The organism is Micromonospora sp. LH3U1 (assembly GCF_028475105.1).
Taxonomy (GTDB): domain Bacteria; phylum Actinomycetota; class Actinomycetes; order Mycobacteriales; family Micromonosporaceae; genus Micromonospora.
Genome location: NZ_CP116936.1, coordinates 5,972,755 through 5,987,878, shown reverse-complemented (window position 1 = coordinate 5,987,878; position 15,124 = coordinate 5,972,755). Strand labels below are relative to the sequence as shown.

11 protein-coding genes and 2 pseudogenes are annotated in these 15,124 nt (G+C 71.6%); 5 read left to right on the top strand and 8 right to left on the bottom strand.

The features are described from left to right. Positions 1–77: 77 nt before the first annotated feature. From rocD to PCA76_RS27390, 3 genes are all read right to left on the bottom strand, one after another. Positions 78–1,292 carry an ornithine--oxo-acid transaminase gene (gene rocD / locus PCA76_RS27400; RefSeq protein WP_272619669.1) on the bottom strand — a complete coding sequence of 405 codons (1,215 nt, stop codon included), beginning with the start codon at positions 1,290–1,292 and terminating at the stop codon, positions 78–80. Next, entirely contained in the window at positions 1,292–2,107 is an 816-nt protein-coding gene (gene ddaH, locus PCA76_RS27395; protein WP_272619667.1) for a dimethylargininase, read from the bottom strand. Before ddaH ends, rocD begins: the two co-directional genes overlap by 1 nt. A gap of 632 nt (positions 2,108–2,739) precedes the next feature. Beyond that, positions 2,740–3,663, bottom strand: a complete 924-nt coding sequence (locus PCA76_RS27390; protein ID WP_272613329.1) for a DMT family transporter — start codon at positions 3,661–3,663, stop codon at positions 2,740–2,742. Positions 3,664–3,991: 328 nt separating this feature from the next. Here PCA76_RS27390 and PCA76_RS27385 point away from each other — a divergent pair. Together PCA76_RS27385 and PCA76_RS27380 are read left to right on the top strand one after the other, a co-directional pair. Further along, positions 3,992–4,147, top strand: a pseudogene (locus PCA76_RS27385) (Scr1 family TA system antitoxin-like transcriptional regulator); the annotation flags it as partial. Further along, complete coding sequence (locus tag PCA76_RS27380) at positions 4,140–4,340, top strand: DUF397 domain-containing protein (RefSeq protein WP_272613328.1); 201 nt, start codon at positions 4,140–4,142, stop codon at positions 4,338–4,340. The pseudogene PCA76_RS27385 and the gene PCA76_RS27380, both read left to right, overlap by 8 nt. A 58-nt stretch (positions 4,341–4,398) precedes the next feature. Here the strand turns inward: PCA76_RS27380 and PCA76_RS27375 are convergent, their stop codons facing one another. Next, a complete protein-coding gene (locus PCA76_RS27375) occupies positions 4,399–6,612 on the bottom strand; it encodes an acyltransferase (protein WP_272613327.1) in 2,214 nt (737 codons plus the stop codon). A 545-nt stretch (positions 6,613–7,157) separates the two neighbouring features. Between PCA76_RS27375 and PCA76_RS27370 the strand changes: the two genes are divergently transcribed. Continuing rightward, positions 7,158–7,967 carry an Fpg/Nei family DNA glycosylase gene (locus tag PCA76_RS27370; RefSeq protein WP_272613326.1) on the top strand — a complete coding sequence of 270 codons (810 nt, stop codon included), beginning with the start codon at positions 7,158–7,160 and terminating at the stop codon, positions 7,965–7,967. A gap of 9 nt (positions 7,968–7,976) precedes the next feature. Here PCA76_RS27370 and PCA76_RS27365 read toward each other — a convergent pair whose 3' ends face one another. After that, the gene (locus tag PCA76_RS27365) at positions 7,977–8,843 is read right to left on the bottom strand and encodes an aminoglycoside phosphotransferase family protein (protein WP_272613325.1); all 867 of its coding nucleotides are present in this window, start codon (positions 8,841–8,843) and stop codon (positions 7,977–7,979) included. Between the two features lie 273 nt (positions 8,844–9,116). Here PCA76_RS27365 and PCA76_RS27360 point away from each other — a divergent pair, with 273 nt between their 5' ends. Both PCA76_RS27360 and PCA76_RS27355 read left to right on the top strand, forming a co-directional pair. Further along, positions 9,117–10,382, top strand: coding sequence for an AGE family epimerase/isomerase (locus tag PCA76_RS27360; protein ID WP_336298024.1), 1,266 nt, complete (start codon positions 9,117–9,119; stop codon positions 10,380–10,382). Further along, positions 10,379–11,332 carry a carbohydrate kinase family protein gene (locus PCA76_RS27355; protein ID WP_272613324.1) on the top strand — a complete coding sequence of 318 codons (954 nt, stop codon included), beginning with the start codon at positions 10,379–10,381 and terminating at the stop codon, positions 11,330–11,332. Before PCA76_RS27360 ends, PCA76_RS27355 begins: the two co-directional genes overlap by 4 nt. Positions 11,333–11,473: 141 nt before the next feature. Here the strand turns inward: PCA76_RS27355 and PCA76_RS27350 are convergent. From PCA76_RS27350 to PCA76_RS27340, 3 genes and pseudogenes are all read right to left on the bottom strand, one after another. After that, a pseudogene (locus PCA76_RS27350) lies at positions 11,474–12,439 on the bottom strand (LacI family DNA-binding transcriptional regulator); the annotation flags it as partial. Positions 12,440–12,511: 72 nt separating this feature from the next. Beyond that, positions 12,512–13,891: an FAD-dependent oxidoreductase gene (locus PCA76_RS27345; RefSeq protein WP_272613323.1), complete on the bottom strand. Its 1,380-nt coding sequence runs from the start codon at positions 13,889–13,891 to the stop codon at positions 12,512–12,514. 21 nt (positions 13,892–13,912) lie between these two features. Beyond that, positions 13,913–15,049, bottom strand: coding sequence for a carboxylate-amine ligase (locus PCA76_RS27340; protein ID WP_272613322.1), 1,137 nt, complete (start codon positions 15,047–15,049; stop codon positions 13,913–13,915). Positions 15,050–15,124: the final 75 nt, after the last annotated feature.

The window sequence follows — 15,124 nt, the reverse complement described above, 5'->3', positions numbered from 1 at the left end:
CCCAGTCGATCTAGGGCATATCGTCGTCGGATGATCTCCGATCACAGCGATATGCCCTAGATCGACGAGAACGGGGGTCAGGCGGCCAGCACCTCGGCTAGCTGGGTTAGCGCTAGGTCGATCTCCTCCTCGGTGATTACTAGTGGTGGGGCTAGGCGGATGGTGGAGCCGTGGGTGTCCTTGGCGAGCACTCCGCGCGCGGCGAGCCGCTCGCACGCCTCCCGTCCGCTCATCAGCGCCGGGTCGATGTCGAGACCGGCCCACAGGCCGCGGACGCGTACCCCGACGAGACCCTTGCCGAGCAGCCCTTCCAGGCCGGCCCGCAGGCGCTCGCCCAGCTCGGCCGAGCGGCGCTGGAACTCGCCGGTGGCCAGCAGTCGGACGACCTCGATGGCCACCGCGCAGGCGAGGGGGTTGCCGCCGAAGGTGGAGCCGTGCTGGCCGGGCTTGAGCACGCCGAGGACGTCGGCGTTCGCGGCCACCGCGGACACCGGCACGATGCCGCCGCCGAGCGCCTTGCCGAGCAGGTACATGTCCGGCACGACGCCCTCGTGGTCACAGGCGAAGGTCTCGCCGGTACGCCCCAGGCCGGACTGGATCTCGTCGGCGATGAACAGCAAGTTGCGCTCGGTGCAGACCTGGCGTACGCCCGGCAGGTAGCCCTCCGGCGGCACGACCACACCCTGCTCGCCCTGGATCGGCTCGAGCAGCACGGCCACGGTGTTCTCGTCGATCGCGGCGGCCAGAGCGTCCAGGTCGCCGTACGGCACGACCGTGAACCCCGGGGTGTACGGCCCGAAGTCGGCGCGGGCGTCCTCGTCGGTGGAGAAGCTCACGATGGTGGTGGTCCGCCCGTGGAAGTTGCCCTCGGCGACCACGATGTTGGCCTGCCCGGCGGCCACGCCCTTGACCTGGTAGCCCCACTTGCGGGCCACCTTGATCCCGGTTTCCACCGCCTCGGCGCCGGTGTTCATCGGCAGCACGAGGTCCTTGCCGCACAGCTCGGCCAGCTCCCGGCAGAAGTCGGCGAACTGGTCGTGGATGAACGCCCGGCTGGTCAGCGTCAGCCGGTCCAGCTGTGCGTGCGCGGCAGCGATCAGCTGCGGGTGCCGGTGGCCGAAGTTCAGTGCGGAGTAGCCGGCCAGGCAGTCCAGGTAGCGGCGGCCGTCCACGTCGGTGAGCCAGGCACCCTCCGCGGACGAGATCACCACCGGCAGCGGGTGGTAGTTGTGCGCCGTCCAGCGCTCGGCGTCCCGGACCGCTCCCGGCGTCCGCAGGATGTCATCCACGATCACTTGCTTGCCTTTCCCTGACGGAGTCGCAACGTGCAGCACTTCGGTCCGCCGCCGGCCTTACGCAGCTCGGACAGGTCGACACCGATGGTCTCGTAGCCCCGGTCGCGCAGCTTGGCGGCCAGGTCGGTGGCCTGCGCGGGCAGCACCACGTGCCGCCCGTCGCTGACCGCGTTCAGCCCCAGCACCTCGGCGTCGGCCAGGGTGGCGTGCACGGCGTCGGGGAAGAGCCGGCGCAGCACGGCCTGGCTGCCGGGGGTGAACGCCTCGGGCAGGTACGCCACAGTCTGCTCGTCGAGCACGGTCAGCGCGGTGTCCAGGTGGTAGAAGCGCGGGTCGACGAGCTGCATGGTGATCACCGGGTAGCCGAAGACCTCCTGCAACTGGGCGTGCGAGGCGTGTGCCGTGCGGAAGCCGGTGCCGGCCAGCAGGTGGTCGCCGGCCAGCAGGACGTCGCCCTCGCCCTCGTTGACGTGCTTCGGGTCGTACATCTCGAAGCCGGCGGCCTCGAACCAGGCCCGGTACGCCGGTGCCTCGTCGGCGCGCTGCGGGTCGCGGAACTGCACGGCCATCGCCTTGCCGTCGATCACGGTGCCACCGTTGGCGGCGAAGACCATGTCGGGCAGGCCGGGCACCGGAGTGATCTCCTCGACGGTGTGGCCCAGGTCCAGGTATGTCTGGCGCAGCTGCTCCCACTGCCGGACGGCCAGCGCGGCGTCGACCGGCGCGCTCGGGTCCATCCAGGGGTTGATCGCGTAGTCGACGGCGAAGTACGTCGGCCGGCACATCAACAGGCGCTGGCTGGTGGCGTCCATCGTCATTGTCCTGCTCCAAGGGGTCGGGCGCGCCCGGCCACCGTGGCCCACGGGCTGGCGCCGTTGCTCAACGGTATGCGGCTTCAGCGGCAGGATCCACCATTGAGAGTTGCACAGACCGTAGATCCGTTGCCTCTGGAGGGCTTTCAGACGTGATTCGTTGCGTAGGAGCGTGGAGGCGGCGGGTGTGATGCCGAAGGTCGGGACCAGGGGGCCGAGAGCCGACGCCCGACGCCCGAGGCCCGGGGGACGACGCTTGGGCTCCTTCGCAGCCTTTGCTCTGCTGCCTCATGTGCACCACCAGGCGGGGGCCATCCTCACCGACGAGTACCGGAGTAGCCGGCCACTCTCCGGCGCCGCGCGACGGTGCCTGCCGGACGCCCGGTGTCGCATATAGGTATGCAGAGCAAAGGATGGTGGATGGTGTACGTGGTTCTCCCGGCTGCGGGGACGTACGAAGACGCCGCTCGGCGACCTGAACCGGAGGCGTCGAACGCCGGAAACACTTCAGGGGCGGCGAACCGCCGCCCCTGAAAGGGTGTCGCCCGGCCGGTGAACCACCGGACTGATCGGGCTGCCGGCGAACCGCCGGCTGTTCGCCGGTGCATCGCCGGCGAGCGGAACAGTGCCCGCTAGAAACGATCCACAAACTGTGAGTCAAGCCACTCCCGGAAGCGCGGCACCCAGTCGCCGTCGGTGGTCGGCCAGTCGAACTGGCCGGTCATCGCGAGCACTCCGACCACGACCGCGGCCAGCCCGATCAGCACGCCGAAGAGCGCGTCGGTCTTGCCGGCGACGTGCCGACGACGGGTGGCCATCAGGCCGAGCACCGAGAGCACCGCACCGAACGCGCCGAGCCCGATCCCGTACCCGGCCAGGGTCCCGGTCAGCACGAACATCGCGCCGACAACCGAGACGATCAGGCCGAGGGTGGCGAGCAGGCTGGCGCGCGGCTTCGGGCCACGCGTCACCGGCGGCTCGGGCGTGGTCACGTCCGGGGTCGGGTCGACCGGACGGTCGGTGGCGACTCGGTCGGTGGTGACCCGGTCGGTGGTGTCCCGGTCGGTGGTGTCGGGCCGGCGGGTGGTGCCGTCGAGGTCGGCGTCCCGCTCGGCGGTCTTCGCCGTGGTCGGGGCGACGGCGGGCCGGGACTCGGTCTCCACCTTGCGAGGCTCGGGGGTGACCGGACGGGTCGTGCCGTTCAACGGCTCGGGCGCGACGGGGCGGGTCGTACCGTTCGCTGGCTCGGGCGCGACCGGGCGGGTGGCGCCGGCCCCAGGGTTGGTCTCCGCCGGTCGCGCGGTGGCGGCTCGGGCCACCGCCGCCCGCTCGTTGGCCCGCCGCTCGGCCTCGCTGGTCTGGCCGCCGGTCGTGCCGGCACTGCGGTACGTCGTCTGGTCGGTGTCCCGGTCGGTGACCACCGGGCGGCCGACGGTGTCGTCGGACTGGCCGGTCTCGGTGACCGGGATGTCGCGGCCGTCCACGCGGCCGTCGAGGTTCTCGTCCCGCGTCGGTGCCGGCTCGGACCGGCGGGACAGCGAAGGAATCCTGACCACTACACACCTCCTGATGAATGCGTGGTGGCCGACGGAAAGGGTGGCACCCACGCGGTGTCGCCCTTCAAATACCCACCTGGGCGTTTCTTGACACCAATCCTGGGTACGGGCTCAACGGCCGGTCGCGTGGACTTGCCCGGGTGCGGACTCTCGGCGGGGGCACGCGTTCGGGGTGCGGGCGTGAGCGCGGGCGCGGCACGGAGCACCCGCACGCCGGCCTGTTGGACGAACACCTCCCGCTTGGTAGGTCGGACGCGGGTCCACGCTCACCAGTCGAAGGCGCAGCGCCCGATCGCCGGCGAACTGGGCGTCGACCGAGCCGACCACCGTCTACGTCGAGAACATCACCGGAGCGCTGTATCTGGACAAGCCGGCCGAGGTGGCCGCCTACGAACATGTCTGGTCGGACCTGGAAGCGCTCGCGTCGGGTGAGGCAGAATCAGAGAAAATGATCACTTCGATCATCGAGGAGCATCATGACTGACCTTGCCGGTGCCACCTGGCGCAAGAGCACCCGCAGCGGCGGGAGCGGCGGTGACTGCGTCGAGGTGGCCGACAACCTCCCCGGCGTCGTGGGCGTACGGGACAGCAAGGACCCGACCGGCCCGGCGCTGGCTTTCACCCCGGCCACCTGGGCCGCGTTCGTGGGCGGCGTCAAGGGGCACTGCCACTGCTGACCGTCCCGCCCACCACCCCGACCGACTCGCCCATGGCTCACCACTGCCGCCTGGCCTGTCACGCGGCCGCTGCGTCATGGACCGCCCTGGCGAGGTAGGGCCCGAGGGTACGGCTGAACGTCCCGGTGATGTGCCCGACTGTGTCCCGGTAAGTGATCACGTTGCCGGTCACGGCCGGGCACGAGGTCGCGTCGCAGAAGTACGGCCGCAGGTCCACCAGTTCGACGCCAGGCACCATCGCGGCCGCCGCGACGAGACTGTCGGTCTCGGCGTACGCCCGCGACACAGGGGTGGCGCAGTTGTGGTCGAGGACCGAGAAGTTGACCCGTCGCACGCACTCCAGGGCCGCCTCGGAGACGCCGGGGTTGTCGGCCACGACAACGATCTTCGTCCCTCGCGCGGCGACTGGCTTCCATGCCTCCGCGTACATCCGCGACACCCAGTCCTTGTCCGGCGCGGTCTTGTGCCGTGCCGCGGTGACGATGACGATGTCGTACCGCGGGCCGGTGACCAGCCGCTGCTGAATGTCCTTCATCGTCTCGTCGCAGGTGCTGCCGGTGCCGGTCTGGATCCATTGGCAGCCCCAGCCGACGTAGCTGTCGAGCTTCCAGCCGTACGTCGCCAGCTGGGTCCGAAGCCCCGGCAGCAGCATCGCGGCGTGGCTGTCGCCGAGCAGCGCGACCGAGGTGGTCCCCGGGCCTGACTCGCCGTAGGTACAGGTGCGCATCGGTGCCCGCTCAGCGATCCAGCAGTCGAAGGCACCGGCGGTGTCCTTCGTCAGGTCGGCCGAGGCCGGCAGGATGAAGTTGCCCTGCACCGGCGGGCAGCCGAGGCTCGCGTCCCGGGCGGCGGCACCGAGGCAGCGTTCGGCACCAGCGGGCGGCATTGCCTCCGCCGGCGTGGTGTTCCACACCGGCGTGGCCGCGGCGACGGTTACCGACAACACGAGCGCTGCGGCGACCAGGCCTGGCCGCAGGACGGCGGTGAGCCCACCGGGCCGGGGCGGACGCGGCGCCCTGTGGGTGGGGATCCGCGAGGCCGGATACGCGGCAGGCGCCGTCCCGGCCGCCGGGCGGCGGCCCCAGGTCGCCTTGCGCAGCGGGTCTTCCACGCCGTGATACCCGACGACGGAGAGTGCGGTGATGAGCACCGTTGCGGTCACGTAGTAGGCCACGCTGTCGCTGGGCATGAGCGCCGCGAGGAGCACGACGACCGGGAAGTGCCAGAGGTACAGCGAGTAGGAGATGTCGCCGACGTAGCGGCTCACCGGGTTGGTCAGCGGCCACAGGTACGGCTGGTCACCCCCAGCACCGGCGGCGATGACGAGGGCTGTGGCGAGCACCGGCAGGGTCGCCCACGGCGCCGGGAAGCCGGGCGTCGCCGGCACGAGAAAGAGCGAGGCGACGATGCCGGCCATGCCGAGCCAGCCGAGCAGCGTACGGCCGGCCACCGACCGGATGGCGAGAGCGCTGCCGAGGACCGCGACGAGCGCCCCGACCCCGAGTTCCCAGGCGCGGGAGAACGTGGAGAAGTACGCCATGGTCGTGTCGGTACGGGTCTCCCACACCGCCCATGCGAACGAGGCGACGGTGATCGCACCGATCGTGGTGCCGACCGCCAGCCGCCGTGCACGTAGACCCCACGCGAAGCGGCGGACCCCGAACAGCAGGATGCCCAGCATCAGCCAGGGCCAGACGACGTAGTACTGCTCCTCGACGGCGAGGGACCAGAAGTGCTGCACCGCCGACGGCGGCAACCCCTCCTGGAAGTAGTCGGTGCCTTCGCGGGCGAACCGCCAGTTCGCCAGGAAGAAGAATGAGGCGACCACGTCGCGCACCAGCTGACCGAACCGCACGGCGTCGAGCAGGAAGGACGCCGCGACGACGGTGCTGACGAGGACAAGTACCGACGCTGGGATGATCCGCTTGATCCGGCGGACGTAGAAGCCCCGGAACGAGATGGTCCCGGTGCGATCGTGCTCGCGCAGCAGCAGCGACGTGATCAGATAGCCGGAGATGACGAAGAAGACGTCGACGCCGACGAACCCGCCCGACGGGTACCGCACGAGGTGGTCGGCGATGACGGCAAGCACCGCGACCGCCCGCAACCCCTGCACGTCTGGGCGGAACGTGGCCGGCTTCGCGGTCGGCGCTGGACCGACCGGATCGGCCCGCTGCTGCTCGTACGTCGTGTGGCCGACCGACATCCGACCGTTCTCCCCCCGCCCGTCGTCCGCCGAGACGTCGGCGGAACCGGTGAGAGTATGCGGCATGTACCAACGCGGTGGAAGCTGTGAGCGGTTGGTGGCGTACGTCGGCTGCCTCTACCTGCTGGCCCCGGTCCGCGCCATGCCTTGCGGGGTTCGACCGCGCCCGCCGGCCGGCAGACGCCGGGGACCGGACACTGATGCCCAGCCGCTCGGCAACCGCCTTCGGCGAATGCCAGGTGCTCAACGCTTACCCCCCCTCCGGCGGGAGAGCCCAAGACGACAAAAGCACCGACGTAAGGACTCCTCCCGCCACGCATGGTGACGACGGGCCGGTGCCTCATGCCGCTGGTCCGTCCCGCCGTGCGGGCTGGTCAGCGAGCCGAGGGCAGTCCCAGGGGTTCGGGGTGTTCTGGCACCGAGCGTACCTGGCCCTACCTGGCCCTACCTGGCCGTACCTGGCCGTACCAGGCGCGCGACAGAAGTGGACGTACGCTCGACCCCGGCCCCACACCGGCCCGAGATTGCCAGGTCTGGCCAGCGGTTGACGGCGGTCACGTTCTCGCAGGCCAGTCGGTATTTCTGACAACCGCTGTCTATGCTTGGCACCCGTGCCAGAGGGACACACGATCCACCGCCTGGCGGCCCGGCACGCCGAGCTGTTCGCCGGCGACAAGCTGCACGCCGCGAGCCCGCAGGGCCGCTTCGCCGAAGGTGCCGCCCGGCTCTCCGGGACCGTGCTGGAGGGCACCGAGGCGTACGGCAAGCACCTGCTGCACCACTACGCCGGCGAGCTGACCCTGCACGTACACCTCGGGTTGTACGGCAAGTTCACCGACGGGCCGGGGGAGCCGCCGGAGCCCGTCGGTCAGGTGCGGCTGCGGCTGGCCAGCGACCGGCACTGGCTCGACCTGCGCGGGCCCACGGCCTGCGAGCTGCTCACCCCACCCGAGGTGGCCGCGCTGCGGGACCGCCTCGGGCCGGATCCGTTGCGCGCCGACGCCGACCCGGAGCGGGCGTACCGCAGAATTTCGCGCAGCCCGACGCCCCTGGCCGCGCTGCTGCTGGACCAGTCGGTGGTGGCGGGCACCGGGCTGATCTTCGTGACCGAGGCGCTGTTCCGGGCCGGGCTGCCGCCGACGATGCCTGGCCGTGGGTTGGCCCGTGCCGGCTGGGACGCGCTCTGGGCCGACCTGGTCGGGCTGATGCGGCTCGCGGTCGAGCACGGCCGGATCGACACCGTGCGCGACACGCACCTGCCGGAGGCGATGGGCCGGCCGGCACGGGTGGACCGGCACGGTGGTGAGGTCTACGTCTACCGCCGTCCCGGCGCGCCCTGCCACGTCTGCGGCACCGAGGTCAGCCGCGGTGAGCTGGCTGGCCGCAACCTCTACTGGTGCCGTACCTGCCAGGTCGGCTGATCCGCTCTGTCACTGCCCGTCGAGCAGCCAACGGACCACCTCGATCTGGTGCGGAAAGACGCCCTCGTCGGCGACGCTCCAGGCCAGCGTGTGCCCGATCGTCCAACCCCGGACCCGCTCCCGGTCCAGCCCCAGCTCGGTGCTGAGCCGGTCCAGCCGGTGCCGGACGGCGGCCGGCGAATGACCGAGCTCCCGACCGCGCACCATCGGCACGACCGAGAACTCCCGCTCGCCGGTCAGCGGCTTCGGGTCGATCACCAGCCACGGTTCCCGGTCTGCGGCGAGCACGTTGCCGGCGTGCAGGTCCTGGTTGACCAGCACCTGTTCGCTTTGGCTCGGCGCCAGGCCGGTGAGCAGGGCGAGCGCCGCGTCGAGCAGTCGCCTCTCGTACGGCCGGCCGGCCCGTTCCCACCGCCGGGGCATCCGGTCGATCCAGCCGGCGGCCTCCTCTGCCAACGGGGTGAACGGCGCGTCGGCCGGTCGCCAGAGCCGGGGCAGCAGCCCGGTCACGGCGTCCAGCGCCCGATCCATCGGCAGTTCGTGCAGCGGAGTGCCGGGTTGACAGCGCTCCACCAGCAGGGCGCGCCGTTCCGTGTCGTGTGCGAGCAGACGGATCGCCCCGTCGCCGTTCCAGTGCGCCAGCGCGTCGGCCTCGTGCCGGCTGTCCTCGTCGGGGTACTGGAGCTTCAGCACCGCCGCCGTGCCGTCGGGCAGGTCCACGGTGAGCGCCAGTGAGGCGTACGCGTACCGGAAGGGCGGCCCGAGTCGCAGCGACCACCGCTCGGCGCACTCCGCCAGCCACGTCGGGAGGGTGGCCAGCCAGACCCGGCCGGCCGGTGACCCGCGTACCCAGTCAAGTCCCTCAGGCAGCTCCATTCGGCCATCCTGGGGCATCGATCGTGCGGCGGGTGGCCCCGAGCGGTGTGACGCAGGCGGAATTGACAGTCGACCGGCTGCCGGAGCAGGGTTGAGACCTGACAACGATGTCAACGGGCAAAAGGTAGGAATCGTACACATGATTCTCTTCGCAGTGCATCCGGTGCGGCCAGCCGGTTCGCGACGTCCCGTTGACGGTTTCCCGGCGCGGACCCGGTCCGCCCGCCGATCCTGGCCGTATGTCCCTTCCCTACCCGACGGTGACCAGCTGAGATGACCGACGTGCCCCGATCCGACGCCGCAACGACCCCCGCTCCTTCGGGGTCACCCGACCTGCCCGATCTGGACGAGTTCCTCGCCGACCAGACCCACACACTGCTCGACACGGCCCGCCGCGCGGTCCGGCCCGAGGGCGGCTTCTGGTGGCTGACCGACGACCGCACCCCGGACCGGGGCGAACCGGTATACACCTGGATCACCTGCCGGATGACCCACGTGGCCGCCCTCGCCCACCGCAACGGCGACCCGGACGCTGCCGCCCTGGTCGACCACGGTGTAGCCGCGCTCAGCACACTGCTGCGCGACGACCGGTACGGCGGCTGGTTCAGCGCCGTGGACCAGCAGGGTGCACCCCTCGACGATCGCAAGGCCGGCTACGACCACGCCTTCGTGCTGCTCGCCGCCTCCAGCGCAGCGCGTGCCGGACGGCCCGGCGCGGACCAGTTGCTCGCCGATGTGCAGGCCGTGGTGCGGGACCGGTTCTGGGACGCCGACGCCGGCGCGGTCCGTGAATCGTGGAACCGGGACTGGACGGCCACCGAGGACTACCGCGGCGCCAACAGCAGCATGCACATGGTCGAGGCGTACCTCGCCGCTACCGCCGCCACCGGCGACGCGAGCTGGGCCGACCGGGCCCTGCAGATCGCCACCCACCTGGTGCACGGGGAGGCCGCCCGGCACGACTGGCGGCTGCCCGAGCACTTCACCACCGACTGGACGCCGCTGCCCGACTACAACCGGGACCAGCCCGCCGATCCCTTCCGGCCGTACGGCTCCACCATCGGCCACTGGCTGGAGTGGGCCCGGCTGCTGCTGGAACTGGAGGCGGTCCTGCCGCAGCCACCCCGCTGGCTGCTCGACGACGCCCGTGCCCTGTTCGCCGCCGCCGTGCGTCGCGGCTGGGCGGTCGACGGCGCCGACGGTTTCATCTACACCATCGACTGGGACGACCGGCCGGTGGTGCGTTCCCGGATGCACTGGGTGCTCGCCGAGGCCATCGGTGCGGCGGTCACCCTGCACCGCCGCACCGGGGACGCGGTCTACCTGGACTGGTACCGGGTCTTCTGGGCGTACGCCCGCCGCTATCTGATCGACGGCACCGGCTGGCGGCATGAGCTGGACGCGCAGAACCTGCCCGCCGACACGGTCTGGCACGGCCGGCCGGACGTCTACCACGCGTACCAGGTGGTGTTGCTGTCCCGCTCGGCCGGCGGGCTCGGCGGCCCCGGCCCGCTCGCGCCGGGCGAGGTGACCGCGTGATCGTGGTCGCGGGTGAGGCGTTGATCGACCTGGTGGTCACCGCGGAAGGGCAGCGGGCCGTGCCGGGTGGCTCCCCGGCGAACGTGGCGGTCACCCTGGCCCGGCTCGACCAGCCGGTACGGTTGCTGGTGCGGCTCGGCACCGACGAGTACGGTCGGCAACTCGCCGAGCACCTGCGCGTCAACCGGGTGGACCTGGGGTGGTCGGTCCGCGCCGAGGAGCCCACCTCGGTGGCGGTGGCCACGTTGAACGCCACCGGGCAGGCCAGTTACGAATTCCGGCTGGCCGGCGCTGCGGACTGGCAGTGGACGCCGCAGGAACTGCCCGAGTTGGCCGGGTCACCGGCGACCGCGCTGCACACCGGGTCCCTCGCGCTCGCGCTGGCACCCGGTGCGCAGGTGCTGGAGGACCTGCTGGCCCGGGAATGCCGCCGGAACGGGCTCACCGTCTCGATCGACCTCAACCTGCGGCCGAGCATCGTCACCGACCGGGCGGCAGAGCAGGAGCGGGTACGCCGGCAGGTGCCCCTCGCGAACCTGGTCAAGGCCAGCGACGAGGACCTGGACTGGCTCTACCCGGACCGGTCGGCGGCCGACGTGATGGCCGAATGGCATGCGTCCGGGGTGTCGTGCGCGGTGGTGACCCGGGGCGGTGAGGGCGCGTGGCTGCTCGCCCCGGACGGCTCGCTGCACGAGGAACCGGCGGTACGCACCACCGTGGTCGACACCGTCGGTGCCGGCGACTCGTTCACCGGTGGTCTGCTGGCCGCGCTGGCCCATCTCGACGCGCTCGGTGACCGGCCGGCCGACCGGCTCGCCGCGGTGACCGCGCCGCAGTGGGGTGCGGTGCTCCGGCAGGCCGCCACGGTGGCCGCGTTGACGTGTGGCCGCCGAGGCGCCGACCCGCCGACCCAAGCCGAGGTCGACGCCCTGCTAGCCCCAACAAGCTAACCCCACCCCAGACCCACCCCACCCCACCCCACTCCGCGATCTTGCACTTTCTGGCCGGACAAAACTTGCCATCTTGGGCAAATCGGCGACAGCAAGTGCAAGATCGCGCGGGGGGTGGGGGTGGGGGTCAGGGGTGGGGGTTAGGCCTCGGGGTAGGAGTCTGGTGGGGAGCACCGTTGTTGATGGTGGGGAGTCGTCGTCGCCGGCGATCCGCTGGAAGAGGCGCTCTGTTGCGACCCTCGCCAGCTCCCGGGTGTCGTAGGCGACGACGGTCAGCGGCCGGGGCATCAGGTGGGCCAGCTCGAAATCGTCGAAGCCGACCAGCGCTGCGTCACTGCCCCGCCGATGCAGCTCCTGGAGGGCGCCGACCGTGAGCCGGTTGTTGGCGCAGAAGAAGGCGGTGGGCGGGTCCGCCAGGTCGAGCAGCGCGGCGACCGCCAGCCCGGCCTCCTCGGGAGCGATGAGCCGCTCACGGAGCAGCGACTCGTCCGGCTCGATCCCAGCCTCGTCCAGCGCCGCCCGCGCCCCGGCCAGCCGCTCCCGCATCGTGGGCACGGTCGGCGCGCCGAGCAGGAGGCCCACCCGTCGGTGTCCCTCGTCGAGCAGCGCGCCGACGCCGGCGTGGCTGCCACCCCGGTTGTCCAACAGCACGGCGTCGGCCAGCAGCCCCTGCGGCGGCCGGTCCAGGAAGACCACCGGCATCCCCAGCTCGACCTCACGACGCAGGAACGAGTGGTCGAGGCCCGCCGGCACCACCAGCAGCCCGTCGACCCGGCGCTGGGTGAAATCCTGGAGCAGGGCGCGTTCCCGCTCCGGGTCCTCCTCCGAGGATGCGGTGATCAGCATGGTGCCGTGGGCGGCGGCGATCTCGGCGGCGACGCTCGCGATGGTCGCGTAGAACGGGTTGGCGATCTCCTCGATGAGCAGCCCGACCGTGGCGTTGAGCTGCCGGGAGCGCAGGTTGCGGGCGATGTCGTTGCGCCGGAAGCCCAGCTCGGCGATGGCGGCCAGCACCCGGCCGACCAGCTCCTGCCCCACCGGCTCGTCGTTGACGACCCGGGAGACCGTCTTCAGGCTGACGTCGGCGCGCCGGGCCACGTCGACCATCGTCGGGCGCCGACGCGCGGTCGGCCGGGTCGGAGTCTGGGTCACGGGGTGGTCCTCCACGACGGGCGCGGGTCAGCGGTCGAGCGCGGCGAGCGCATCGACCGCTTTTCGGGCGGCGATGAGCACCGGATCCCACACCGGCGCGTACGGCGGAGCGTAGCCCAGGTCGAGCGACGTCATATCGTCCACCGTCATGCCGTTCCAGAGAGCTACGGCCAGCGTGTCGATCCGTTTGGCCGCCTCGGACCAGCCGACGATCTGCGCGCCGAGCAACCGGCCGCTGGGCCGTTCGGCGATCAGCTTGACGGTCATCGGTCGGGCACCGGGGTAGTAGCCGGCCCGGTTCGTCGACTCGGTGACCACCGAGACGAACTCGAAGCCGGCCTCAGCGGCTTCCCTCTCACGCAGGCCGGTCCGACCGACCTCCAGGTCGCAGACCTTGGTCACCGCCGTGCCGATCACGCCGGTGAAGGTGGCGTACCCGCCGCCGATGTTGATCCCGGCCGCGCGACCCTGCTTGTTGGCGTGCGTGCCCAGCGGCACGTGCACCGGCATCCCGCTGACCCGGTGCAGCGTCTCCACACAGTCGCCGGCCGCCCAGATCCCGGGCAGCCCTGGCACGCGCATCCGGCGGTCCACCCGGATCCCCCCGGTCGGCCCGATCGGGAACCCGGCAGCCTCGGCGAGCGCGGCGTTGGGGCGTACACCCAGGCCCAGGACCACGACGTCGGTCGGCATCGGCCCCTCGGCCGTGACCACCGCGGACACCCGGCCGTCCTGTTGTTCCAGGCCGGTCACCCGCAGGCCGGTGCGGATCGTGATGCCGAGGCCGCGCATCGCGTCGGCGACCAACTCGGCCATGTCGCCGTCCACCGTTGCCATCGGCTGGTCTGCCGCCTCGACGAGCGTCACGGAGAGGCCGCGTTGGATCAGGGCCTCGGCGATCTCGACGCCGATGTACCCGCCGCCGACCACCACGGCCCGGCGCGGCTTCGGCTCGTCGTCCAGCCACTCGCGCAGCGCCGCTCCGTCGTCGAGGGTCTGCATGCCGAACACGCCGCCCGCGTCGGTGTCCGCCCACGGAGGCTTCACCGGCACCGCGCCCGTCGCGTACATCAGGTCGTCGAAGCGCTCGCGGACCTCGCCGCCGCCCTCCAGGTCCTGGGCGACGACCTCGCGGCGTTCCAGGTCGATGGCCGTGACCTCGTGGCGCATCCGGACGTCCATGGCGAACGTCGTGCGGAACGTCTCCGGATCCCGGGCGATCAACGCGTCCGGACCGGGCACCAGCCCGCTGATCCAGTACGGGATGCCGCACGCCGAGTAGGAGGTGAAGTGGCCCCGCTCGAAGACCACGATCTCCAGGTCGTCACGATCGCGGCGGCGTCGGGCCTGGGACGCCGCCGACATTCCGGCGGCGTCCCCGCCGATGACAATCAGCCGTTGCGCCACGGGTTCATCCTGTCACGCTGATCAGCCGCGGGTCTGCCGTGCGACGTCCTGCACTACGTCGGTGAGTTGTCCGGTGCGCGCGTACACCGCGCGCTGCCGTGCCGCTCCGCTGCCGTGCCGGCGCAACCCTCCCAGCAGGTCGGTCACCTCGGCCCAGTCGCCGTGCTGCTCCAGCGCCGGCCGCAGCCGCTCCACGAACTGGTCCAGCAGCTCCCAGGTCGGGCGCAGCTCACCGGTGGTCACGTCGACGGCGTCGCCTTCCAGGCCGTCGTGGGCGGCTCGCCAGTGCGCGCCGACCAGCAGGTGGTGATCGGTCCGCAACGCCGGCCGGTCGGCCTCGACATCCGCCATGGCGGTGGCCACCAGGGCCCGGACCAGCGCGGCGACCAGCACCGCGTCGTCCACCGACGGGCAGACGTCGCCGATCCGCAGCTCCACCGTCGGGTACTTCGCCGACAGTCGGGCGTACCAGTAGAGCATCCCCTCGTCGAGCATCACCCCGCTGGAGATCAACTGACGGATCAGCCGCTGGTAGTGCTCGTGCGACTCCAGCCACGGCGTCGGGGCCACCGACGGCCAGCGCTCCCACTCCACCGAGCGCCAACTGGCGTAGCCGGTCTCCTCACCACGGGCGAACGGGGAGTTGGTGGTCACCGCGTGCAGCAACGGCAGCCACGGCCGTACGTGGTTGAGCACCTGCACACCGGTATCCGGGTCGGGTATGCCGACGTGTACGTGCATGCCGTTGTTGCCGGGGCCCGGGACGAGCAGCCGGAAACGCTCGATCATCCGGTCGAAGCGGGGCTTGTCCACCACCGGCGGCACCGGGCCGTCCACCGGGCCGGTGCCGATCGCGAGCAGGCGTACGCCGGCCCGCTCGGCAGCGTCGGCGAGCGACCGACGTAGCACGCCGAGGGAGTGCCGGATCGACGAGAGTTCGAGGCCGGGAGGACTGCCGATCTCGATCTGACTGGTCTGGAACTCCCGCTCCACCTGCCCGCGCAGCTCCGCCGGCACCTGCTCCATGACCAGGTCGACTGCCGGGACCGCGGCCCCGGTGTGCGGGTCGACGAGCAGGAACTCCTCCTCGACTCCCACGGTGAGCAACCCGGTCGCCGCAGCGATCTCGCTGGGCGCCTCCGCCACCTGGCCGGTCATCGACACCACCGTCCGTTCCTACCGTTCGCGGTCCGTCCGCGTCGGTCCCTCGTTTGGTTACCCAACGTGGTGATG

Bases quoted from the DNA above. Each gene is read 5' to 3' on its own strand.
- ddaH (WP_272619667.1), bottom strand. From the start codon at position 2,107: ATGGACGCCACCAGCCAGCGCCTGTTGATGTGCCGGCCGACGTACTTC.
- PCA76_RS27380 (WP_272613328.1), top strand. From the start codon at position 4,140: ATGACTGACCTTGCCGGTGCCACCTGGCGCAAGAGCACCCGCAGCGGC.
- PCA76_RS27375 (WP_272613327.1), bottom strand. From the start codon at position 6,612: ATGCCGCATACTCTCACCGGTTCCGCCGACGTCTCGGCGGACGACGGG.
- PCA76_RS27365 (WP_272613325.1), bottom strand. From the start codon at position 8,843: ATGGAGCTGCCTGAGGGACTTGACTGGGTACGCGGGTCACCGGCCGGC.
- PCA76_RS27360 (WP_336298024.1), top strand. From the start codon at position 9,117: ATGACCGACGTGCCCCGATCCGACGCCGCAACGACCCCCGCTCCTTCG.
- PCA76_RS27340 (WP_272613322.1), bottom strand. From the start codon at position 15,049: ATGACCGGCCAGGTGGCGGAGGCGCCCAGCGAGATCGCTGCGGCGACC.